The 21,896-nt window shown below is 64.7% G+C and carries 20 protein-coding genes; 14 read left to right on the top strand and 6 right to left on the bottom strand.

What is annotated here, in order from left to right; genetic code table 11:
• Positions 1–4: 4 nt before the first annotated feature.
• From clsB to ycaO, 3 genes are read right to left on the bottom strand one after another with little or no spacing between them, the layout of a single operon-like run.
• Positions 5–1,198, bottom strand: a complete 1,194-nt coding sequence (gene clsB, locus SUTH_RS00285; protein ID WP_052472979.1) for a cardiolipin synthase ClsB — start codon at positions 1,196–1,198, stop codon at positions 5–7.
• Positions 1,195–1,959, bottom strand: a complete 765-nt coding sequence (locus SUTH_RS00280; protein ID WP_041096186.1) for an endonuclease/exonuclease/phosphatase family protein — start codon at positions 1,957–1,959, stop codon at positions 1,195–1,197. Before SUTH_RS00280 ends, clsB begins: the two co-directional genes overlap by 4 nt.
• 42 nt (positions 1,960–2,001) lie before the next feature.
• On the bottom strand, positions 2,002–3,714 hold the full coding sequence (ycaO, locus tag SUTH_RS00275) for a 30S ribosomal protein S12 methylthiotransferase accessory factor YcaO (protein WP_041096184.1): 1,713 nt from the start codon (positions 3,712–3,714) through the stop codon (positions 2,002–2,004).
• Positions 3,715–3,902: 188 nt separating this feature from the next.
• Here ycaO and SUTH_RS00270 point away from each other — a divergent pair, with 188 nt between their 5' ends.
• Positions 3,903–5,240 (top strand): EAL and HDOD domain-containing protein, encoded by a 1,338-nt coding sequence (locus SUTH_RS00270; RefSeq protein ID WP_041096182.1) that lies wholly within the window; start codon positions 3,903–3,905, stop codon positions 5,238–5,240.
• Positions 5,241–5,267: 27 nt separating this feature from the next.
• On the opposite strand, the gene nadA is transcribed toward SUTH_RS00270, so the two are convergent.
• Positions 5,268–6,365 (bottom strand): quinolinate synthase NadA, encoded by a 1,098-nt coding sequence (nadA, locus tag SUTH_RS00265; RefSeq protein ID WP_041096180.1) that lies wholly within the window; start codon positions 6,363–6,365, stop codon positions 5,268–5,270.
• Positions 6,366–6,376: 11 nt separating this feature from the next.
• The gene (locus SUTH_RS00260) at positions 6,377–6,829 is read right to left on the bottom strand and encodes a rhodanese-like domain-containing protein (RefSeq protein ID WP_041096177.1); all 453 of its coding nucleotides are present in this window, start codon (positions 6,827–6,829) and stop codon (positions 6,377–6,379) included.
• Between the two features lie 85 nt (positions 6,830–6,914).
• Between SUTH_RS00260 and SUTH_RS00255 the strand changes: the two genes are divergently transcribed.
• The 8 genes from SUTH_RS00255 to SUTH_RS00220 all read left to right on the top strand — a co-directional run bounded on the left by SUTH_RS00255 (position 6,915) and on the right by SUTH_RS00220 (position 15,143).
• Positions 6,915–8,084: a cation diffusion facilitator family transporter gene (locus SUTH_RS00255; protein WP_041096175.1), complete on the top strand. Its 1,170-nt coding sequence runs from the start codon at positions 6,915–6,917 to the stop codon at positions 8,082–8,084.
• A gap of 179 nt (positions 8,085–8,263) precedes the next feature.
• Positions 8,264–9,673, top strand: coding sequence for a type I glutamate--ammonia ligase (gene glnA, locus SUTH_RS00250; RefSeq protein WP_041096173.1), 1,410 nt, complete (start codon positions 8,264–8,266; stop codon positions 9,671–9,673).
• 100 nt (positions 9,674–9,773) lie between these two features.
• Positions 9,774–10,214, top strand: coding sequence for a DUF4124 domain-containing protein (locus SUTH_RS00245; protein ID WP_041096172.1), 441 nt, complete (start codon positions 9,774–9,776; stop codon positions 10,212–10,214).
• 55 nt (positions 10,215–10,269) lie between these two features.
• Complete coding sequence (gene glnL, locus SUTH_RS00240; protein ID WP_041096170.1) at positions 10,270–11,349, top strand: nitrogen regulation protein NR(II); 1,080 nt, start codon at positions 10,270–10,272, stop codon at positions 11,347–11,349.
• A gap of 106 nt (positions 11,350–11,455) precedes the next feature.
• Positions 11,456–12,880, top strand: a complete 1,425-nt coding sequence (gene ntrC / locus SUTH_RS00235) for a nitrogen regulation protein NR(I) (RefSeq protein WP_041096168.1) — start codon at positions 11,456–11,458, stop codon at positions 12,878–12,880.
• 245 nt (positions 12,881–13,125) lie between these two features.
• Entirely contained in the window at positions 13,126–13,902 is a 777-nt protein-coding gene (locus tag SUTH_RS00230) for a biotin--[acetyl-CoA-carboxylase] ligase (RefSeq protein WP_041096167.1), read from the top strand.
• Between the two features lie 5 nt (positions 13,903–13,907).
• Entirely contained in the window at positions 13,908–14,618 is a 711-nt protein-coding gene (locus SUTH_RS00225) for a type III pantothenate kinase (RefSeq protein ID WP_041096165.1), read from the top strand.
• Positions 14,619–14,690: 72 nt separating this feature from the next.
• Positions 14,691–15,143, top strand: a complete 453-nt coding sequence (locus SUTH_RS00220; protein WP_052472978.1) for a cyclic nucleotide-binding domain-containing protein — start codon at positions 14,691–14,693, stop codon at positions 15,141–15,143.
• A gap of 23 nt (positions 15,144–15,166) precedes the next feature.
• Here SUTH_RS00220 and SUTH_RS00215 read toward each other — a convergent pair whose 3' ends face one another.
• Positions 15,167–16,333 carry an acyl-CoA dehydrogenase family protein gene (locus tag SUTH_RS00215; RefSeq protein WP_041096163.1) on the bottom strand — a complete coding sequence of 389 codons (1,167 nt, stop codon included), beginning with the start codon at positions 16,331–16,333 and terminating at the stop codon, positions 15,167–15,169.
• A gap of 102 nt (positions 16,334–16,435) precedes the next feature.
• Between SUTH_RS00215 and SUTH_RS00210 the strand changes: the two genes are divergently transcribed.
• Genes SUTH_RS00210 through SUTH_RS00195 form a run of 5 tightly spaced genes read left to right on the top strand, consistent with a single transcriptional unit; the run spans position 16,436 to position 21,855 of the window.
• Positions 16,436–16,840, top strand: coding sequence for a DUF350 domain-containing protein (locus tag SUTH_RS00210; RefSeq protein WP_041096161.1), 405 nt, complete (start codon positions 16,436–16,438; stop codon positions 16,838–16,840).
• Positions 16,841–16,861: 21 nt separating this feature from the next.
• Positions 16,862–17,911 carry an SPFH domain-containing protein gene (locus tag SUTH_RS00205; protein WP_041096159.1) on the top strand — a complete coding sequence of 350 codons (1,050 nt, stop codon included), beginning with the start codon at positions 16,862–16,864 and terminating at the stop codon, positions 17,909–17,911.
• 25 nt (positions 17,912–17,936) lie between these two features.
• A complete protein-coding gene (locus SUTH_RS00200) occupies positions 17,937–19,898 on the top strand; it encodes a DUF4178 domain-containing protein (protein WP_041096157.1) in 1,962 nt (653 codons plus the stop codon).
• Positions 19,898–20,041, top strand: coding sequence for a hypothetical protein (locus SUTH_RS19500; RefSeq protein ID WP_171817290.1), 144 nt, complete (start codon positions 19,898–19,900; stop codon positions 20,039–20,041). The genes SUTH_RS00200 and SUTH_RS19500 overlap by 1 nt, the downstream gene beginning before the upstream one ends.
• Positions 20,042–20,082: 41 nt before the next feature.
• Positions 20,083–21,855, top strand: coding sequence for a caspase family protein (locus SUTH_RS00195; RefSeq protein ID WP_041096155.1), 1,773 nt, complete (start codon positions 20,083–20,085; stop codon positions 21,853–21,855).
• The last annotated feature ends 41 nt before the right edge of the window (positions 21,856–21,896 follow it).

The following is a 21,896-nucleotide window of genomic DNA, read 5'->3' as shown; positions in this document are numbered from 1 at the left end:
ATTCCTAGTCGGCGTACTGCTTGCCGCCGTAGCGCGTGACGCCGATCATGAAGCGCACCAGGCCGTAGGCGGCGGCGCTGGCGAGGCGCACCAGCCACGAACGGCTGCGCTGATCCTCCGCCCGGATTTCGATGGCAACGCCTTCGATGGCGGTCAGGAGGCTGGCCCGCAGTTGCCCGGCGAACTCGGCATCGCGTACCACGACATTCGCTTCGCGTGCCAGCAGCAGGCTGAAAGGATCGATATTCGAGGAGCCGACGGTGGCCCAGTCGCCGTCGATCACCGCGACCTTGGCATGCAGGAAGGCCTTCTCGTATTCGAAAACGCGGACGCCCGCTGCCAGCATGCGGTCGTAGAGCGACTGCGTCGCATAGTGCTGCAGGACATGCTCGACGCGGCCTTGCAGCAACAGCTTGACGCTGACACCACGCTTCGCCGCCGCCAGCAGGGCATTGCGAAAACGGCGGCCCGGAAGGAAGTAGGCGTTGGAAATCACGATCTCCTCGCGGGCGGAATGGATGGCCGCCAGATAGGCGTTCTCGATGTCGCGGCGATGGCGCAGGTTGTCGCGGACCAGCAGCGCGGCCTTCGTCGTGCCGCTCGCGGCCGGCACGACCGGCAACGCAGCAGGCGGCGGCGGACGGCGCCCGAGACGGGCCCAGCGCACCAGCCGCCAGACGTGGCGCATGGCCGCATGGATGCGCGGCACCAGCGGACCTTCGATGCGTACCGCATAATCGAAACGCGCCGACTCCGCCTTGCCGTCATCGAAATCGTCGATCACATTGATGCCGCCGACAAAAGCAACGCGGCCGTCGAAAACGGAAAGCTTGCGGTGCAACCGGCGCAGGCGATGGCGCCTGAAGCGGGTGTTTCCCACCTCCGGACGATAGGTCATCACCTCGACGCCGCCGGCCTCCAGCTCGACGCCCAGACCCGCCGCAAACTCGCGCGCGCCGAAACCGTCCACCAGCACGCGCACGGCGACACCCCGCTGCGCGGCACGATTCAGCGCGGCAGCCACCAGGCGTCCGGTGGCGTCGTCGGCAAAAATGTAGGTTTCCAGATGCACTTCGTGCACTGCTGCATCGATCTGGGCGATCAGCGCGGGAAAATACTCGCCTCCCGAGTTGAGCAAAGACAGTCGATTGCCGGCAAGAAAGTCATGCGAAGCGGCATCCCCCCGGTCGGCGCTCACGGTACGTCGATCCTGACCTGAAGTTCGGCGGAAAGCGCGGCGTGATCGGAAATGCTCGACCACGGCGGCCCGGCATGGACTTCCGTCGCAGCCACCTGCAGGCCGCGCTGGTAAATGCGGTCGAGGCGGAACATGGGCAGCGCGGCCGGGTAACTGCGCGACGGTCGCCGGCCTTCGCCGGCAAACACTTCGACCAGGCCGAGACGATCCGCCAGCAGGTCGTCGGCGTGGTTGCGCCAGTCGTTGAAGTCGCCGGCGATCAGCAGCGGTGCATCCGCCGGCACCAGGTTCTCGATCCGGCTCCCCAGCGCGTCCATCTGCCGCCGCCGCGAGCGCGCAAACAGCGACAGATGCACGCAGACGCAGTGCAGCGGCTGCGCCAGTCGCGGCAGCTCGATCGCGCAATGCAGCAGGCCGCGTTTCTCGAAACGCAGGTGGGTCACATCCTGGTTGTGTTCGTGCAGGATGGGAAAGCGCGAAAGAATCGCGTTGCCGTGATGGCCGTGGTCATAGACCATGTTGCGGCCGTAGGAGTGGTTGCCCCAGACGTCCTCGGCGAGGAATTCGTGCTGCGGCGTCGCGGGCCAGTCCGGATGCCGCTCGGCATGCCCCAGATGCAGGCCCTGCACTTCCTGCAGGAAGACGATGTCGGCCGACAGTTCGCGCAGACGCTCGCGCAGCTCGTGCACCATCATGCGCCGATTGAACTGCGAAAAACCCTTGTGGATGTTCCAGGTGGCAACGGAGAGCGGGAGTGTCATGCCGGAAGAATAGCTGTTAGGAGGGCGGCCTGTCGATCGCTCCTAGTGAGGTAGCTTGGCGTAGGCCGCCAGCAAGCGCTGATGCAGATCGCAGCCGGCGAGCCCCATGCCCGGCGTATCGAGGCCGAAAAAGCGCTGCTCCCGCCGCAGCATGGCCTCGGCGGTGGCCACGGTGTCCGTACCGTAGAGATGTTCCAGTGCGCCGCGATGCCCCTCGGCGCCGCCCAGTTTCAGCAGGATCTCGATGCAGCGATAGATCCGGCGGCGCGCGGGATCGAGCTGCTCGAAGTGGCGCACCCATTCGCAGCCTTCGCGGATCGCATCCCCATCGCCGATGGCCAGCGCCAGCAGCGTCTTCAGTTCGCCCACGCGCAGGTCGCTCCACAGCGAGCCCTCGTCGGCGGCGAGGCCGATCAGCGCCGCAACGGGGCGGGCGTCCTGCAGGTCGAGGTCGTTCAGCGTGTCCAGCAGGTTGGCGCATTCTTCGTCGTCGAGTTCCGGCAGGTGCAGGATGGCTTCGCGGATGGCGTTGCCGACGCTGTTGTTCTCCCACTCCAGATCGTCCAGCGGATAGATCTCCGACATGCCCGGCACCAGGATGCGGCAGGCATAGACCCCGAGGTGCGTGAAGTCGGCGATGTAGATGTCGTGGCCGGAGCGATGAATCCGTTCCACCAGCCACTGGTAATCCTCCGCCGTGGTATTGCTGAAGTTCCAGTCGACGAATTCGAAATCCGGCGTGCCACTCAGGAAGTTCCAGCTGATGATGCCGCTGGAATCGACAAAGTGGATCTCGATGTTGGGCGAGGCGGCGATTTCGTCGAGGTCGAAACCGGGCTCGGGGAAGCCGGCCAGCGCATCGAGGCCGCGGCCCTGCAGCAGCTCGGTCAGCGCGCGTTCGAGTGCGATCTCGAAACGCGGATGGGCGCCGAAGCTGGAGAAGCAGCCCTGGTCCTCGGGATGCAGCAGCGTGACGTTCATCACCGGGTATTCGCCACCGAGCGACGCGTCCTTGACCAGGATGCCGAAGCCGGCCTCGCGCAAGCCGCGGATGCCGGCTTCGATGCGCGGATAACGCGCGATCACCTCGTCGGGAACGTCGGGCAGGCACAGCCCTTCGCTGATGATGCGGAACTTGATGTGGCGCTCGAGGATTTCCGACAACGCCTGGGTGCGCGCTTCCATCTCGGTGTTGCCGGCCGACATGCCGTTGCTGACGTACAGGTTGCCGATGATGTTGACCGGGAACCAGACCGTCTCGCCATCGCGTTGCCGCACGTAGGGCAGGGCGCAGATGCCGCGCTCGGCGTCGCCGGAATTGAGGTCCACCAGCGCATTGGCGTCGATCGATCCGTCGGGGTTGTAGAGCGCGCGCAGTTCGGGCGTCAGCAACTGTTCCGGCCATTCGCCATTGGCGCCGGGCTGAAACCATTTTTCACGCGGGTAGTGGGCGAAGTCGCGGTTGGCAAACTGGTCGCCGAGGTAGTAGTGCGTCCAGAAGTAGTTGCAGGACAGCCGCTCGAAGAACTCGCCGAGCGCGCTCGCCAGCGCGGCCAGCCGCGAGGCGCCCTTGCCGTTGGTGAACAGCAGCGGGCAATCGCGGTCGCGCACATGCACCGACCAGGCGCCATCCACCGGATTCAACCATGAACGTTCCTCGACATGGAAGCCGAGCGCTTCCAGCTTGCCCTGCATGGTGGCGATGGACGATTCGAGGGAAGCGTCCTTGCCGGCGATGTAGCTTTCTGTTTGCATGAAAATGTCCGTTCGATGCCGCTGGTGGGGTGCGAAACAACGCGCTTGCTCGTGGTGACGCGCCGGGCAGGCGCACAGCATAGCGGTGTGTCCCGCGTCCGTCCATGTTCATGTCCGCGCGCCGAGCGATAATGCGTGGACGACGGGCTGTCTGTCGGGCCGGTCTTCTTTCCCGGGAGTTGTACATCATGGGTTTCATCGGGCGTTTGTTCGGACAACGGCGATCACCGCAAATCAACGACGACCCCTTCGGCCGCGCGCCGAAGCCGCTGCCGCCGGATGCGCCGTCATTCACCGCGCCGCCCAGGGAAACTCCCCCGGTGGTGCTTCAGCGCGACGAAATCATCGACGCCAAGACGCGCATCGCCGGCTATCGGTTCGCCGCCCGGGTGCCGGATTCGCCGCACCGGCCGCACGCGCGCGCCACACTCGACGTGCTGCGCGCCAACAACATTGCCGCATTCGCCGAACGGCGCCTCGCGCTGATTCCGGTTCAACCGCTGGATTGGCTCAATCTTGATTTCCGCTCGCTGATCGGTCCGCGCACGACTTTCCTGCTGGAGTGGTCCGATGATCCGGCGCATATCGACCACTGGCGCGACGCTGCCATGTCAATCCGGTCCGCCGGCGCCCGGGTGGCCCTGGCGATGGCCGACAGCCCATCCGCGAATGACTGCCTCGGCACGCTGGTCGACCTGTTGCTGATCGATTTTTCCGCCTACGCGCTGCCCGGCTTCGAACAGGCGGTCGCCTCGCTCCGGCAACGCCATCCGCAACTGGAACTGCTGGTCGAAAACGTCGGCAGCTGGCCGGAGCGCCGCTATTGCGTTTCACTCGGCGCGGCATACTGCGCGGGGTCATTCACCGTCTGCCCCGACGAGGAGCAGCAGACCGGCGAAATCAGCCAGAGCCGCCTGGTCCTCATCGAAATGCTCAACCTGTTGCGCCGCGACGCGGACCTGGCCGACATCGCGACACTGGCCAAACGCGATCCGGGCGTCACCGTGAAAGTTGTGGCGATGGCCAATTCGCCGTTGCTGGGGCTGCCGCAGCCAGTCACCAGCATCGATCAGGCGATCATGGTGCTGGGACGCGAACAGCTTTACCGCTGGCTGTCGATCGGCGTTTTTCGCGCCGGCACCGGTTCGCCGCGCGACGAGGTGCTGCTCGAACTGGCGCTTTCCCGCGGCCGCTTCCTCGAACTGATCGGGCACGGCCGCCACGGCAAGGCCGAATGCGATGAGCTGTTCCTGGTCGGCCTGCTGTCGCTGCTCGACAGCCTGCTCGGCGTGCCCATGGCCAGGGTGGTGGAGCACATGCACCTGTCGGCCGCGATGCGCGACGTGCTGCTGCAAAGCGAAGGGCCGCTGGGACGCTACCTGATGCTGGCGATTGCCGTCGAAAAGGGGCGCGTCGAAGCGGTCGACCGTCTCGCCACGCAACTGGCAATCCCGCTGGCGGAGATCGAAACAGCCTCGGCCGAGGCGCTCACCTGGGCCGACGAAGCACTGCGCCTCGGCGCATGAGGGGACACCGCGACGGAAAGTCGGCGCTCACGACACGGCGAGCATGCGCTCCAGTGCAATCTTGGCCAGCTTCGCCTCGTGTGCGGGCACCTTGATCTGGTTGACCACGCGGCCCTCGGCCAGGTTTTCCAGCGTCCACGCCAGGTGCTGCGGATCGATGCGCTGCATGGTCGAGCACATGCAGATGGTGCCGGCCATGAACTGCACGATCTTGCCTTCGTGCTTGACTTCCTCCGCCAGCCGCTCGACCAGGTTGAGCTCGGTGCCCACCAGCCAGCGCGTGTTGGGCGGCGCCGCCTTCACCGTCTGCAAAATGGTTTCGGTACTGCCGATGTAATCGGACTGCTTGCAGACTTCGAAGCTGCACTCGGGATGCGAAATGACAAATCCATCGGGATGCTGGTTGCGGAACTTGAGTATGTCCTTCGGCTGGAACATCTGGTGCACGGAACAGTAGCCGTGCCAGAGGATGATCTTCGCCTTGGCGATCTGTTCGCGCGTGAGGCCGCCCAATTCGAGGTCGGGATTCCAGATCACCATGTCGTCGAGCGGGATGCCCATCTTGTAGCCGCTCCAGCGCCCGAGATGCTGGTCGGGGAAGAACAGCACCTTCTCGCGCTGGGCAAAAGACCATTGCAGAATTTTTGTGGCGTTGGACGAGGTGCAGACGATGCCGCCGTGCTCGCCGCAGAAAGCCTTCAAGTCGGCGGCCGAATTGATGTAGGTGACCGGCGTGACTTTCTGGTCGGGATCCAGCACCGCCGATAGTTCGCGCCAGGCACGCTCGACCTTGGCCAGGCTGGCCATGTCGGCCATGGAGCAACCCGCGGCGAGGTCGGGGAGGATGGAAACCTGTTCGGGGCGCGAAAGAATGTCGGCCACTTCGGCCATGAAATGCACGCCGCAGAAAACGATGTTCTCGGCGTCGGACTGCGAGGCCAGTCGGGAAAGTTTCAGCGAATCGCCGGTGATGTCGGCGTGGGCATAGACATCGGCGCGCTGGTAATGGTGACAGAGCAGCACCACCTTGTCGCCGAGCCTGGCGCGCGCGGCGCGGATGCGCTCGCCGGCGGCGCGGTCGGCGAGGGTGTTGAAGCGGTCGAAGGAAATTGTGGCGGTTTGCATGATGACGAGTCTCAGCCTTGATTCCAGGGAAGTCCGGCGTGGCGCCAGCCGCCGCTGCGATTGCGCTGGCCGTTGGCGTCCTTGTTGCCCTCGAAACCTTCGAGGATGTTGTAGCAGTCGGGAAACCCCGCCTCGGTGGCGGCTTTCGCCGCCGCGCTGGAACGCTGGCCCGAGCGGCACAGAAACAGCAGCAGGGATTCCGTGACCACGCTGTGCTTCAGTATCTGGATGAAATGCGCGTTGAGCTGCTTGGCGGGATAATCCTGCCATTCGATTTCGATGGCGCCCGGCACGCGGCCGACCCAGTCCAGCTCGGCCTTGGTGCGCACATCGACCAGCCGCGCCGCCGGCGCGAGTTGCAGCAGTTCATGCGCCTCGGCAGGCGTCAGCGCACCTTCGTAAGGCAGGTTCAGCTCGCGGGCGCGCGACTGCGCCAGCTGGAGAATTTCGGTTAGGCGTCCCACGGCAAGGCGTCAGAAGTGGCGGGATAGAATGCAGGGGTTGGGAGTATAGCTTTCCCCAATCTCCCGCGAAACCCACACGGACAAGATGGCCGACACCCCTGTCGAAAATTTGCAGTCGAAGGACGATGCGCGCTTCGCCGAAGGCCAGCGCATCACCTGGGTCAGCGTTGCCGTCAATATCATGCTGACCGCGATGCAGCTGGTGGTGGGTTTCATTGCCCACTCGCAAAGCCTGATCGCGGACGCCATGCACACGCTGTCCGACATCGTCGCCGACGGCTTCGTGCTGTTCGCCAACCGCAAGGGCGCGGAAGCCGCCGACGCCGATCACCCCTACGGCCACGGCCGCTTCGAAACGGCGGCCTCGCTGGTGCTGGGCCTGTTGCTGGCGGGCACTGGCGGCGGCATCCTGATCGCCGCGGCGGGCCGCCTGCAGGATATCGGCAGCGCACCGCCGGTCGGCGTCGCCGCCATGTGGGCGGCGATGTTCACGCTGGCGGCGAAGGAAGGCCTGTTCCGCTACATGCTGGCGAAAGCCGAGCGCCTGCGCTCGCCGATGCTGGTGGCCAATGCCTGGCATGCCCGCGCCGACGCGCTTTCCTCGCTGGTCGTGGCGGCGGGCATCGCCGGTGCGCTGATCGGCTTCAACTTTGCCGACGCCGTGGCGGCGATCATCGTCGGCGCGATGATCGTGCGCGCCGGACTCAAGTTCGGCTGGGAAGCGATTCGGGAACTGATCGATACCGGCCTCTCGGCCGAGGAAGTGGACGCGATCCGCCACACCATCGCCAGCACCTCCGGAGTGCTCAGCATGCATGAACTGCGGACCCGGCGCATGGCGCACCAGGTGCTGGTCGATGCCCACGTGCAGGTCAATCCCCGCATCAGCGTGTCCGAAGGCCACCGCGTCGCCGAGTCGGTGCGCCAGCGCGTGCTGGCCCTTCACCCGGAAGTGCTCGACGTGCTGGTTCACGTCGATGCCGAGAACGACCTGCTGGGCAACGCCGCGATCCAGCTACCGGAGCGGGCCGTCCTGCTCGCCCATTTGCGCGAGCTGCTCGACGCCGATCCGCCGGAGTTCGAACACACCACCCTGCATTACCTCGGCAACCGTGTCGAGGCAGAGGTCTTTCTGCCTCCCGGCTATGCCGACGCAAGCAGGCTGGCCGCCATCAAACACCGTGTGGATGCGGCCCTGCCCGGCGACGCCTGGTTCAGCGCTGTCCGGATAAATCAGAGGATTGCACCAACATAGTGCATTTGGTATTGCGGCGGCACGGTTTTGGTGCGCCGATTGAGGTATCGAGAAGCAAAAAGACTTGTGGCACAATCGCTTCCTTTCGTGACGCGAATGGCACGTTAACTGCTATCAGGGTGCTGCACCGCTTGACGGAATCGAATTCACGGCATTGCCATTCATTTTAGGAGAGCACCATGACCCCCCAGGACGTACTCAAGTTGGTCGAAGAGAAGGAAGTCCGTTTCGTCGACTTCCGCTTTACCGACACCCGCGGCAAGGAACAGCACGTCGGCGTGCCGATTTCCGCCTTCAGCATGGACAAGTTCGAAGACGGCCACGCCTTCGACGGTTCCTCGATCGCCGGCTGGAAAGGCATCCAGGCCTCCGACATGCAGCTGATGCCCGACGCCAACAGCGCCTACATCGACCCCTTCTTCGACGAGACCACGCTGGTACTGACCTGCGACGTGGTCGAGCCGGCCGACGGCAAGGGCTATGACCGCGATCCGCGCTCGATCGCCAAGCGCGGCGAGGCCTACCTCAAGTCCTCCGGCATCGGCGACACCGCCTACTTCGGCCCCGAGCCCGAGTTCTTCATTTTCGACAGCATCGAGTGGGGCGTGGACATGTCCGGCGCCCACGTCAAGATCTACTCCGAAGAGGCCGCCTGGTCGTCCGCCGAGAAGTTCGAGAACGGCAACACCGGCCACCGTCCGACGGTCAAGGGCGGCTACTTCCCCGTGCCCCCGGTCGACAGCTTCAACGACATGCGCGCCCAGATGTGCCTGCTGCTCGAAGCCTGCGGCGTGCCCGTCGAGGTGCATCACCACGAAGTCGCCACCGCCGGCCAGAACGAAATCGGCACCGTGTTCAACACACTGGTGCGCCGCGCCGACCAGACCCAGCTCTTGAAGTACATCGTGCATAACGTCGCCCACAGCTACGGCAAGACCGCGACCTTCATGCCCAAGCCCATCGTCGGCGACAACGGCTCCGGCATGCACGTGCACCAGTCGATCTGGAAGGACGGCAAGAACCTCTTCGCCGGCAACGGCTACGCTGGCCTGTCCGAGTTCGCGCTGTACTACATCGGCGGCGTGATCAAGCATGCGCGCGCCCTGAACGCCATCACCAACCCGCTGACCAACTCCTACAAGCGCCTGGTCCCCGGCTTCGAAGCTCCGGTCAAGCTGGCCTACTCGGCCCGCAACCGTTCCGCCTCGATCCGCATCCCCTACGTGCATTCGGACAAGGCCCGCCGCATCGAAACCCGCTTCCCCGATCCGGGCGCCAACCCCTATCTGTGCTTCACCGCGCTGATGATGGCCGGCCTCGACGGCGTGCAGAACAAGATCCACCCCGGCGATCCCGCCGACAAGAACCTCTACGACCTGCCGCCGGAAGAGGATGCCAAGATTCCGACCGTCTGTTCGTCGCTGGAGCAGGCGCTGGAGTACCTGGACAAGGACCGCGAGTTCCTCACCCGTGGCGGCGTGTTCAGCAACGAGATGCTCGATGCCTACATCGACCTCAAGATGGAAGAAGTCACCAAGTTCCGCATGACCACCCATCCGGTCGAGTTCGACATGTACTACTCGATTTGATGAATCCTCCGTGGCGGATGCTTCATCCGCCGCAAGCAACAAAAAAATGGACGGGCGCTGCCCGTCCATTTTTTTCTGCAATTGACATACACTCGGCACCATGAAGAAAGCTCTCCTGGTTCTCTGCCTGGCGCTGCCGCTGGCCGCGGCGGCCAATACGCTTTACAAGTGCACGGACGATTCCGGCGTGGTGCTGTATACCAACCAGAAAGCCCCGAAGAAAAGCTGCATCGTGCTCTCGCACCAGTCCCCCGTTTCGGCGCCGAGCGGCAACGGAGCCAGGCCGCGTGCCGCCGCGACGCCGACGCCCGGCGATTTCCCCCGGGTTTCCGGCAGCGAGCAGAAGGCTCGCGACGGCGACCGGCGGGCCATTCTCGACAAGGAACTCGCCACCGAATTGCAGAATGCGGAAAAGGCCAGGAAAGCCCTGGCCGAGGCAGGCAACCAGCCCGTCGACAAGCTCCAGCCCCTGCGCGACACCCTCGCATTGCATGAGCGAAACGTCGAATCACTGAAGAAAGAACTCGGCAACCTGCGCTGACCCGCAGCCCAACACGAATCAGCGACTGGTGCGCTTCTTGCACACATCCTCCGTGATGAACGCAAACACCACCGAAACATTCAACGCCTTCAGCGGACTGGACCTGCTTTCCTCCGCCGTGGTGCTGATCGACGCCAAACTGGTCATCCGCCACGTCAATCCGGCGGCGGAAAACCTGTTCGCCGTCAGTTCGCGCCAGCTGCTCGGCCAGCCGCTGCAAAAGCTGGTGGGCGAGCCGCCCGAACTCGTCGCCGCACTGGACAGCGCGCTGAAGAACAACTGGAGCTACACCGGCCACAACATCCTGATCAAGCGGGCGCAGAACGTCGAGCTGCATGTCGATTGCACGGTGACGCCGGTGGAAACCGGCAGCGCGCGCCTGCTGCTGGAAGTCCGTCCGATCGACCAGCAGCTCAAGGCCGCGCGCGAGGAGCAGCTCGCCCAGCAGCAGCAGGCCAATCGCGAACTGGTGCGCAACCTGGCGCACGAAATCAAGAATCCGCTCGGCGGCATTCGCGGTTCCGCCCAGTTGCTGGAACGCGAACTCGCCAGCGAGCCGCTCAAGGAATACACGCAAGTCATCATTGCCGAAGCCGATCGCCTGCAGGACCTGATGCAACGCCTGCTGTCCTCGCATCGCGTGATGCAGCCGGCCCTGGTGAACATCCACGAAATCCTCGAACGGGTGCGGCGGCTGATCCATGCCGAATACCACGATGTCACCGTCCGCCGCGACTACGACACCTCGCTGCCCGACATCACCGGCGACCGCGAACAGTTGATCCAGGCCATCCTCAACATCTCGCGCAATGCCGCCCAGGCAATGCACGGCAAGGGCGAAATCATTTTCCGCACCCGGGCCGCGCGCCAGGTGACGCTGGCGAAGAAGCACCATCAGCTGGCACTCGAATTGCAAGTGATGGACAACGGCCCGGGAATTGCGGAAGAGATTCGCGACAAGATCTTTTATCCGCTGGTATCCGGCCGGGAAAACGGCAGCGGTCTCGGACTGACCATCGCCCAGAGCTTTGTCCAGCAACACGGTGGCACCATTGAAGTGACGTCGCGGCCCGGCCATACCTGCTTTTCGCTGATCCTGCCGATTACACGCAAGAACAAGAGCAAGGAAGAATGATGAACAACTTTTCCCCCAGCCCCTTCTCCAGGAGAAGGGGTGACAGTGCCTCGCTTCGCTCGCAGGCTTTTTGCGGGTCTGCCTTGGGGCTGCCCGGCGGCAGACCATGAACGCTGTCTGGATCATCGACGACGACCGCTCCATCCGCTGGGTGCTGGAGAAGGCGCTCGGCCGCGAGAACATCCCGGCCAAGTGCTTCGCTTCCGCCGACGAGGCGCTGGCCGCGCTCAACCATGGCCAGAGGCCGCAGGTCCTGGTTTCCGACATCCGCATGCCGGGCAGCAGCGGGCTGGATCTGCTGCGCCATGTCAAAACGCACTATCCCGAGCTGCCGGTCATCATCATGACCGCCTATTCCGACCTCGACTCCGCCGTGGCGGCATTCCAGGGCGGCGCCTTCGAATACCTGCCCAAGCCCTTTGACGTGGATCAGGCCGTGGACCTGGTGCGGCGGGCGATTACCGAAGCGGCGCACCAAAATGGTGCGCCTGAAACCAGCAGCGCGGTGCCTGAAATCCTGGGGCAGGGCGGGGCCATGCAGGAAGTCTTTCGCGCCATCGGCCGCCTGTCCCAATCCCACGCCACGGTGCTGATCAACGGCGAATCCGGCACCGGCAAGGAACTCGTGGCGCGCGCCCTGCATCGCCACAGCCCGCGCAAGGATGCGCCCTTCATCGCCATCAACACGGCGGCGATTCCGCGCGACCTGCTCGAATCCGAGCTGTTCGGCCACGAAAAGGGCGCCTTCACCGGCGCCACGGCGCTGCGTCGCGGACGCTTCGAGCAGGCCGACAACGGCACGCTGTTCCTCGACGAGATCGGCGACATGCCGGCCGAATTGCAGACCCGGCTGCTGCGCGTGCTCTCCGACGGCAACTTCTATCGCGTCGGCGGCCACCAGCCGGTGAAGGCCAACGTGCGCGTGATCGCCGCCACCCACCAGGACCTGGAAGGCCGGGTCAAGGCCGGCCTGTTCCGCGAAGACCTGTTCCACCGCCTCAATGTCATCCGCCTGCGCCTGCCGCCCCTGCGCGAGCGGCGCGACGACATTCCGGTGCTGGCGAAGCATTTCCTGCAAAAAAGCGCCCAGGAACTCGGCGGCGAAGCCAAGCGCCTCACCGATGCCGCGCTCAAATACCTGCAGGGCCTGGAGTTCCCGGGCAACGTGCGGCAACTGGAAAACCTCTGCCACTGGCTGACCGTGATGGCGCCGGGACAAAGCGTGGACATTTCCGATCTGCCGGCCGAACTGCGCGACGGCTCGGACAGCGCCGCGCGTCGCGACCTGCCCGAGACCTGGAGCGCCACCCTGGCCGCCGAAACCGACCGGCTGCTCGCCGCGGCGCCCGGCAAGGTCTTCGATCAGCTCAGCCGCGAGTTCGAAGCCACCCTGATCCGGCGCGCCCTCAACGCCACCGGCGGACGCCGCATCGACGCCGCGCAACTGCTCGGCATCGGCCGCAACACCATCACGCGCAAGATCCAGGATCTCGCCCTGGACGACATCAAGGGCGACCCCGAAACGACCTGAACAGCCCGCTTCGGTTATCCTATTTTCCGCAGATGACGCAGATTTTCGCAGATTAAAACGCGGTACTTCATAGGGTTGGAGGTAATCGCCGACAAACCCGATGGGGGATGGACAAGGCGTGCCAAACGTGTTGATCCATCTGCGAAAATCTGTGAAATCTGCGGATCAACTGCTTTTTCTAGAGTTATAGTCGGGCCGGTCATTCCCGGCGCGCCATCGGGCGCCCGTCGTCACAGGAAACCCGCATGCCTGTCACCATCGCCGCCATTGCCGCCAAGCTCGGGGACGCCGCGCGCCGCTTCGATATCGATGTCCTGCCCAGTTGCGATTCGACCAATGCGGTCCTGCTCGCTCGCGCCGAATCCGGCGCGCCATCCGGCACGGTGGTCATCGCCGAAGAGCAGACCGCGGGGCGCGGCCGGCGCGGCCGCAGCTGGTTCGCCAGCCCCGGCGACAGCCTGACGTTTTCGCTGCTCTGGCGTTTCGCGCCGGGCACCGCGCCAGCCGGGCTGTCCCTTGCCGTCGGCGTTGCCGTGGCGCGCGCGCTGCGCGGAGTCGGCGCTGGCGGGACGGCGCTGAAATGGCCCAACGACATCCTCAAGGAGGGCCGCAAGCTCGGCGGCATCCTGGTCGAACTGGTGCCCGGCGCACCGCATGCCGCCGTCATCGGCATCGGCATCAACCTGCGACTGCCGGCCGGCATGCCGGACGAGGTGCGTGCCGCATCGGCCGCGCTTTCCGCCGGTGGCGCCGCTCCGGATGCGAACGACCTGTATGCCGCCCTGCTCGGCGAACTGCTGCTCACGCTGGAAACCTTCGCCACGGCCGGCTTCGCCGCGATTCGCCCGCGGTGGCTGGCCCACCACGCCCATCAGGACGCCCGCGTCACGCTGTCGGGCGACTTCGGCCCGCCGCGCGAAGGCATCTGCCGCGGTGTCGATACCGACGGCGCCCTTTTGCTTGACGTCGATGGCCGAGTCGAACGCATCCTGTCCGGCGAAGTCTCGCTGCGCCCCGCCTGACGATCATGCTTCTCTGCCTCGATGCCGGCAACACGCGCCTCAAATATGGCATCTTCGACGGCCGCGGCTGGCGCGTGCAGAAAGCGGCTGGCCACGACGCCCTGGAGGGTCTCGCGGCAACGCTGCCCGCGGCGCCGGAACGCATCGTGGCCTGCAACGTGGCGGGTGACGCCATGCGGCGGCGCATCGAAGGCCTCGCGGCAACACTCGGCATCCCGCTCGACTGGCTCGCCAGCACCCACGCCGCCTGCGGTGTGAAGAACGGCTACGACAAGCCGCAACAACTCGGCGCCGATCGCTGGGCCGCCCTGATCGCGGCGCGCGGCCTGCACGAAGGGCCGGCCCTGGTGGTGATGGCCGGCACGGCGACCACCATCGACGCGCTGGACGGCGACGGCGTGTTTCGCGGCGGATTCATCCTGCCCGGCCTGGCGCTGATGCGCGCGTCGCTGGCGCGCAATACCGCCGACCTGCCGCACGCAGCCGGCCATTACCGGGCGCGGCCGACCAACACCGACGATGCCATCGTCAGCGGCGCCATCCACGCCACGCTGGGCGCCATCGAACGCCTGCATGCCACGCTGGGCAGCGAAGCGCCGTGCCTGCTCTCGGGCGGCGCGGCGGCCGAGCTGGCACCGCACATGAGCCTGCCGTGCCGCCTGGTCGACAATCTGGTTCTGGAAGGTCTGGCACGCTACGGCCGAATGAATGCCTGAAATGCGCCGGCATGCGCATCACGGCTGGCAAGCCAACGGATTTACGACATTGCGAAGAGAGGCGCATACATCATGATGGACATTGCCGATACCCTGGACGGACTGGACCTGTTCAAGGATTTTGCCTATCCCGAGCTCAAGCTGATTGCCCGCTACCTGTCCCGTGAAGCCAGGAAGCAGGGCGAGGTGATTTTCAGCGAAGGCGACCCCGGAACCTACATGCTGATCCTGGTGGATGGTCGCCTGTCGATCTTCAAGGGCGGCGAGAGCGGCAACCACCTGCTGAGCCACGAAGGTCGCGGCCGCATGGTCGGCGAAATGGCCCTGCTCGACCATGAACGCCGCTCCGCGAGCTGCATGGCCGATACCGACTGCACCGTGCTGATACTCAGCGCGGACGAAATGGCCCGCATGGCGGCCGAAAACCCGCTGCTCGCCTATCGCTTCATGTTCCGCCTGGCCCGGCTGCTTTCGCGACGCCTGCGCAAGACTTCCGGCATGCTGGTGGAATACCTCGTCACCTGAACCGGCGTCTGCCCGGCGCCGACTCAGCCTTTCAGCAACTCCCCGGCGATGATCAGCTGCCGCACCTGCGTGGTGCCGGCGCCGATCTCGATCAGCTTGCCGGCGCGATAGAGGCAGTTCACTTCCGTCTCCCACATGAAGCCGTTGCCGCCGTGGATCTGCACGGCATGGTCGAGCACCGTCTTCAACATGTAACCGGCATGGAGCACGGCGGCGGCGGAACGCTTGTGGATCTCGCCGCGACCGGCTTCACCGGCGGCGGTGATTTCCTTCAGCAACTGGTAGGAAAACGCGCGCACCGATTCCAGCGCCGCATACATGTCGGCCAGCATGCCCTGCACCAGCTGGAAGCCGGCGATGGGCTGGCCGAACTGGACGCGCGTTTTGGCATAGTCGAGCGACAGGTCGAGCGCGCGCTGCGCGATGCCGATGACATGGCCGCTGAAGAACACGCGCTCGATGTCGAGCCCGCTCATCACCACCTTGACGCCCTTGTCTTCGCCGCCGATCAGGTTGGCGGCCGGCACCCGGCAGTCGTCGAATAGCAGTTCGCCGGTGGGGCTGCCGCGCCAGCCCATTTTCTTCAGGCTTTGTGCCACCGAGAAGCCCGGCATGCCCTTTTCCACGACGAAGGCCGAGATGCCGTGCTGGCCGCGCTCGGGCGTGGTTTTGGCATAGACCAGCAACAGGTCGGCGACCGGGCCGTTGGTGATGAACATCTTGCGGCCGTTCAGCACGTAATGGTCGCCGTCGCGGCGTGCCGAGGTTTTCATCGAGCCCAGCGCATCCGATCCGGCGCCCGGTTCGGTCAGGCCCAAGGCGCCGATGCCCGAGAGCATGCGCGGCAGGAAACGCGCCTGCTGCTCGGCGCTGGCATTCCGGACCAGATTGTTCACGCAGAGATTCTCGCTGGCGCCCCAGCTCGCGCCGAGCATGTTGTTCCAGTAGGACAGCGCTTCGCCAATGAAGAACTGCGAGACCAGATCGAGGCCCGGCCCGCCCAATGACTCTGGCACCGTGGTGCCGAGCAGGCCGACCTCGCCCATCCGGCGATACTCGTCCGCCGGGAACCAGTCATCATCGTCCATGCGCCGCAACAGCGGGTGATGCCGCTCCTGCGCATAGCGCCAGGCCATGTCGTAGATGTGCTGGTGCTGTTCCTCGAAACCGTATTGGCGCAAATCGATCATGAAATTCTCCCCGTTTTTCGAACGCAGCTTACCAATGAAACAAGCCACTTGATCGCACCGCGCTCATGGCAGACAATGCGCCATCGACCGGAGGAGTGTTCCATGCCCGCCCACTTTCTCGCCACGCTGCCGAACTTTCTCGCCTACCTCGGCACCGCCCTCGCGCTGTTCGCGGTATTCGTGACCATCTACCTGTACGTCACGCCCTACGACGAAGTCGCGCTGATCCGCAACAACAACACGGCGGCGGCGATTTCGCTCTCGGGTGCCTTGCTCGGCTTCGCCATGCCGATCGCCAACGTCATCGCCCACAGCGACACGCTGCTCGACCTGGCGTTCTGGGGCGTGGTCGCCGGCACGGTGCAACTGCTGGCGTGGATGCTGGCGCGCGTGGCGCTGCCGAACCTGCAGGAAGACATCGCCGCCGGCCGCGCGGCGCCCGCGACCTTCGTCGCCGCGCTTTCCATCACAGTCGGCCTGCTAAACGCCGCCTGCATGACGTATTAAAAACTCACAAGGGAGACTCTCATGGCACTCATGGATTTCATCAAGAAACAGTTTATCGACATCATCCAGTGGACCGAGGACGATGGCGACACCATGGCCTGGCGCTTCCCCATGGCCGAGTTCGAAATCCAGCACGGCGCCAGCCTGACGGTGCGCGAATCGCAGATGGCGGTGTTCGTCAATGAAGGCAAGGTGGCCGACGTGTTCGGTCCCGGCATGTACAAGCTCACCACGCAGACCTTGCCGGTGCTGACGTATCTCAAGAACTGGGACAAGCTGTTCGAGTCGCCCTTCAAGTCCGACGTGTACTTCTTCAGCACACGCCAGAAGATCGACCGCAAGTGGGGCACGCCCAATCCGGTGACGATTCGCGACAAGGATTTCGGCATGGTGCGGCTGCGCGCCTTTGGCATCTACGCCTTCCACCTGACCGATCCGAAGGCCTTCCACACCACGCTGTCCGGCACCATGGAACGCTATGGTTCGGAGGACCTCGAAGGCCAGCTGCGCAACACCATCGTCGGCCACATCTCGGACATCTTCGGCGAATCCGGCGTGCCCTTCATCGACATGGCCGGCAACCAGGAAGAATTCGGCAAGGCGCTGAAAGCCAAGCTCGATCCGATGTTCGGGCAGTACGGCTTGAGCCTCGACAGCCTCAACGTACAGAACATCTCGCTGCCCGAAGAGCTGCAGGCCATGCTCGACAAGCGCATCGGCGTGAACATGATGGGCGGCATGCAGGCCTACACGCAGTTCCAGACGGCGGAAGCCATACCGCTCGCCGCGCAGAACGAGGGCGGCCTCGCCGGGCTCGGTGCCGGCATGGGTGTGGGCTTCGGCATGGGCCAGCAGATCGCCGGCGCGATGTCGGGCGCGCTGAATCCGGCCGCTGCGCCAGCCGCAAGCCCGGCCGCCGCAGCGCCAGCGCCGACTCCCGCGGCGGCCCCGGTCTCGGCCGACGAAATCGTCGCCTCGATCGAAAAGCTGCACGGCCTGGTCGGCAAAGGCATCCTGTCGCAAGCCGAGTTCGATGCGAAAAAGGCGGAGCTGCTGAAGAAACTCGGCTGACGCCCGACCTGGGAGGAATCGGGCCATGCCCTTCAGCGCCAACTGCCCCACCTGCGGCGCGCCGGTCGTCTTCAAGTCGTCGGCATCGTTTCACGGCGTCTGCGAATTCTGTCGCAGCACGCTGGTGCGCCACGGCGGCAACCTGGAAAACCTCGGCCGCATGGCCGACCTCATCGAGGACGCCTCGCCGATCCGCATCGGCACCGAGGGCCGCTACAAGGGCGTGCATTTCGCGGTCATCGGCCGCATCCAGTTGCGCTACGCGGCGGGCATCTGGAACGAGTGGCACATCCTGTTCGACGACATGCGCGGCGGCTGGCTGTCGGATGCCAACGGCGAATACCTGATTTCCTTCCTCAAGCCGCCGGAAGCAAAGCTGCCGGAATTTTCCACGCTGATGCCCAACGACGAGCTGAAGCTCGCCGGGCAGGATTTTGTCGTCACCGACATCGAGGAAGCCCAGTGCATCGCCGGCGAGGGCGAGCTGCCCTTCGCCTTCGGCGCAGGCTACCCGGCGCAGCTGGTCGACCTGCGCACCACGGGCGACAGCGAGGCGGCCTTCGCCAGCATCGATTATTCGGAAACACCACCGCTGTTCTTCGTCGGCGAATCGCTACCCTTCGAAGCCTTCAAGTTCACCAACCTGCGCGGCGAAGCGACGGCCGCCAAGCCGGCCGGCAAGCTCAAGGCGCTCGCCTGCCCGAGTTGCGGCGGCGCCATCACGCTGCACGACAAGGCCGTGCAAAGCGTGGCCTGCCCCTCCTGCCTCAGCGTGCTCGAACCCGACAACCAGAGCCTGAAGATTTTGCAGAAGGCCGCCGCCGCAACGCGCATCGAACCGCTGATTCCGCTCGGCAGCACGGGCCGCTTCGCGGGCAAGGACTGGACCGTGATCGGCTTCCAGCAGCGCGCCATCACCGCCGACGGCATCGACTATCCCTGGCAGGAATATCTGTTGCACCATCCCGAAGAAGGCTTTCGCTGGCTGGTCGAATCGGAAGGACACTGGAACTGGGTCAGCCCGATCAGCAAGCCGCCGCGCTACCAGGTCGGCCTGCCGGAAGCCACTTGCGGCGCCGTGAAGTATCGGCGCTACTCCGCGGGCTCCGCCGCAACCCGCTATGTCATCGGCGAATTCACCTGGAAGGTCAGCGTCGGCGAAACCTGGGAAATCATCGACTTCATCGCGCCGCCGAAAATGATCAGCCGCGAATCGAGTCACAACGAAATGAGCTGGTCGCTGAGCGAGTATCTGCCGCCCGAGGAAGTGGCGGCCGCGTTCAAGCTCAAGACGCCGCTGCCGGAGCCGAAGGGCATCGGCATGAACCAGCCCAATCCGCGCCAGGAGAACCACCGCAAGGTTTGCCGCGGCTTCTGGAAATTTTTGGCGCTGGCCGTGGTCGCCCAGGCGCTGTGGGTGTTCATCCTCGGCGGCCGCACCCTGCTCGACCAGCGCCTGGTGTTCACGCCGCAGAACGACGAACCCGTCACCACCCAGAGCTTCAAGCTCGACAGCGACGCGCGCAACCTCGTGCTGCGCCACGACACCGACCTCGACAACAACTGGCTCGGCCTCGGCCTGACGCTGGTCGAAAAGAAAAGCGGCCGCGCCTGGGTGGCGCAAAGCGACGTCGCCTACTGGCATGGTTCGGACGGCGGCGAATCCTGGAGCGAGGGCGACAAGACCCGCGAACTGGTGTTCCGCGACCTGCCGGCCGGCGAATATTATTTCGTCATCGACCCGGAAATCTCCGCCGAAAAACCGGTCGCCGTCGCCGACCGCGTCAAGGTCATGCGCGACCAGGCGGCCTGGAGCAATTTCTTCTTCCTGCTGGTTTTCCTCGCGCTGTTCCCGCTGTTCAGCCGCTACCGCGTGCAGGCCTTCGAGGCCGAGCGCTGGAAGGACGCGGACTACCTGTCCGACGGCACCCAACCCAGCGCCGACAGCGGCGGCGATAGCGACAGCGATTCCGGAGGGGACGACTGATGCAACGCATCGCGATGATCTTGAGCCTCGCCGCCTTTGCCCTGTTCAACTACGGCCAGTACCTCGGCTGGAGGATGTTCTCCGACGACGCCCAGGCCCAGCCGGTGCGCTCGGCCAACGCGGCGCGGGCGTTCCACAAATAGGACGTTTGCGGCTGGCCGGCAATGAACCAGGAGAAATGAATATGAACCTGACACCTTTTGGCTGGATCAGGATGCTTCAAGCCGCATTCATTCTGGGCATGCTGGCAGTCGAGCCGTCTTTCGCAGCGGCGATTTCATCGGTACAGCTCACTGTCGCCGCCTCGCCCGAGCAACCGAACTATCGCTGGGCAGGAAAGGCCTACGATTCCGAAGACTGCCGCCAGACCATCGACTTCGGGCGGGTCATCGAATCCGAAGCCCCGCGAGCCATGAGCAGCCTGTTCGGCAATGTCGGTGTCGCCCGCACCGTTGCGGACGAGGAAGATGCGTTGGGTTCCGGGCTGCTGCTCAAGATCGAACTGAAGCGCTTCCAGCCGGACAACGTCAGTACCTGGAGCATGAAGTTCGACAGCACGATAGAACTTACGGCATCCATCGTGTCTTCCGATGGCGCGATCTGGAGCAAGTCCTTGAGCGACACGCGGTCACTGGGATTTCAAACCGACATGGGTTGCAACGCTTTTCGCCGGTCGGTGGAAACCGGCGCCAGTTCGCACCTCAAAAACATGCTCGACATGGTGCTGGGTGGGTTGGCCGCCGATGCAGGCTTCCGCAGCGCCGTGACGGATATCGAATCGAAGCTGGCGACCTCCACCCCGGACATTTTCGCCGGCCTGCAGCCCATGCTCGCCACCTATCGCATCGCCGAATCCGAGGGCGTCGTACGCAAGAAGCCGACAGCGAAAGGCGGCGCGGTGCGCAAGCTCGGCATGGGCAGCATCGTCCAGATCATCGGCAAACTGCCCACCGGCTGGCTGCAAGTGGCGAAGGAAGGCGAAGCCATCGGCTGGATACATGAAGGCTCGGTGCAGGCGATGTCGGTGCAGTCGCAACCCGCTGTCGCGGTAGCCGCCGTCCCGGCCAAACCTGGCAAGCCCGCGCCTGCTCCAATCGCCGTAGCACCAGCGCCGACTTTTGCCGCTGCGCCTGCCGCCGAGGCTTTCCCGACCAAGCCGGTCGCCGTCAGTTTCCCGCGTGGCAAAGCGAACCCCGACGACATCGCCGTCATCATCGGCAACGCCAACTACAAGGCCACCGCCAAGGACATTCCCGATGTGGTGCCGGCCTACGCCGACGCGGAAGGCATGAAGCGCTACGCTGTGCAGGCCTTGGGGATCAAGGAGGAGAACGTCATCTTCATCAGGGATGCGAAACTGATCGACCTGGTGTCCACCTTCGGCACGGCCGATGATCCGAAGGGCAAGCTGTTCAACTGGGTCAAGCCTCAGGCGAGCAATGTCTTCGTCTTCTATTCCGGCCACGGCGCCCCCAGCGCGGACGGGGCCAGCAGTTATCTGGTGCCGGTTGATGCGCAGGCAGCGCTGATCAACCTTTCCGGTTACAACCTCAAGACGCTCTACGCCAACCTCGGCAAGCTGCCGGCGAAGAGCGTCACCGTGGTGCTCGAAGCCTGCTTCTCGGGCGCCTCGCAATCCGGCATGCTGGTGAAGAACGCCAGCCCGATCTACCAGAAGGCGATGACCGAAGTCGTGCCGGCCAACCTGACGGTGATCAGCGCCGGTTCGGGCAACCAGATCGCCTCATGGGAGCAGGACAAATCGCACGGCTTGTTCACCAAGCACTACCTGCTGGGCATGGCCGGCGCGGCAGACAAGAAGCCCTATGGCAACGGCGATGGCAAGGTCGGCACCGACGAACTCACCGCCTACCTCAAGGGCACCATGAGCTACATGGCGCAGCGCTATTACGGCAGGGAGCAGACGGCGCAGGTGGCGACCGGGGCGGGGCGGTAGCCGGGGAATGTGCTATTGTTTCACACATGACCATTTGGAGT

The organism is Sulfuritalea hydrogenivorans sk43H (assembly GCF_000828635.1).
In the GTDB taxonomy this organism is placed as follows: domain Bacteria; phylum Pseudomonadota; class Gammaproteobacteria; order Burkholderiales; family Rhodocyclaceae; genus Sulfuritalea; species Sulfuritalea hydrogenivorans.
This window is presented reverse-complemented; position numbering and strand designations above follow the sequence as displayed.

Bases quoted from the DNA above. Each gene is read 5' to 3' on its own strand.
- SUTH_RS00280 (WP_041096186.1), bottom strand. From the start codon at position 1,959: ATGACACTCCCGCTCTCCGTTGCCACCTGGAACATCCACAAGGGTTTT.
- ycaO (WP_041096184.1), bottom strand. From the start codon at position 3,714: ATGCAAACAGAAAGCTACATCGCCGGCAAGGACGCTTCCCTCGAATCG.
- SUTH_RS00270 (WP_041096182.1), top strand. From the start codon at position 3,903: ATGGGTTTCATCGGGCGTTTGTTCGGACAACGGCGATCACCGCAAATC.
- nadA (WP_041096180.1), bottom strand. From the start codon at position 6,365: ATGCAAACCGCCACAATTTCCTTCGACCGCTTCAACACCCTCGCCGAC.
- SUTH_RS00255 (WP_041096175.1), top strand. From the start codon at position 6,915: ATGGCCGACACCCCTGTCGAAAATTTGCAGTCGAAGGACGATGCGCGC.
- glnA (WP_041096173.1), top strand. From the start codon at position 8,264: ATGACCCCCCAGGACGTACTCAAGTTGGTCGAAGAGAAGGAAGTCCGT.
- SUTH_RS00245 (WP_041096172.1), top strand. From the start codon at position 9,774: ATGAAGAAAGCTCTCCTGGTTCTCTGCCTGGCGCTGCCGCTGGCCGCG.
- glnL (WP_041096170.1), top strand. From the start codon at position 10,270: ATGAACGCAAACACCACCGAAACATTCAACGCCTTCAGCGGACTGGAC.
- ntrC (WP_041096168.1), top strand. From the start codon at position 11,456: ATGAACGCTGTCTGGATCATCGACGACGACCGCTCCATCCGCTGGGTG.
- SUTH_RS00230 (WP_041096167.1), top strand. From the start codon at position 13,126: ATGCCTGTCACCATCGCCGCCATTGCCGCCAAGCTCGGGGACGCCGCG.
- SUTH_RS00225 (WP_041096165.1), top strand. From the start codon at position 13,908: ATGCTTCTCTGCCTCGATGCCGGCAACACGCGCCTCAAATATGGCATC.
- SUTH_RS00220 (WP_052472978.1), top strand. From the start codon at position 14,691: ATGATGGACATTGCCGATACCCTGGACGGACTGGACCTGTTCAAGGAT.
- SUTH_RS00215 (WP_041096163.1), bottom strand. From the start codon at position 16,333: ATGATCGATTTGCGCCAATACGGTTTCGAGGAACAGCACCAGCACATC.
- SUTH_RS00210 (WP_041096161.1), top strand. From the start codon at position 16,436: ATGCCCGCCCACTTTCTCGCCACGCTGCCGAACTTTCTCGCCTACCTC.
- SUTH_RS00205 (WP_041096159.1), top strand. From the start codon at position 16,862: ATGGCACTCATGGATTTCATCAAGAAACAGTTTATCGACATCATCCAG.
- SUTH_RS00200 (WP_041096157.1), top strand. From the start codon at position 17,937: ATGCCCTTCAGCGCCAACTGCCCCACCTGCGGCGCGCCGGTCGTCTTC.
- SUTH_RS19500 (WP_171817290.1), top strand. From the start codon at position 19,898: ATGCAACGCATCGCGATGATCTTGAGCCTCGCCGCCTTTGCCCTGTTC.
- SUTH_RS00195 (WP_041096155.1), top strand. From the start codon at position 20,083: ATGAACCTGACACCTTTTGGCTGGATCAGGATGCTTCAAGCCGCATTC.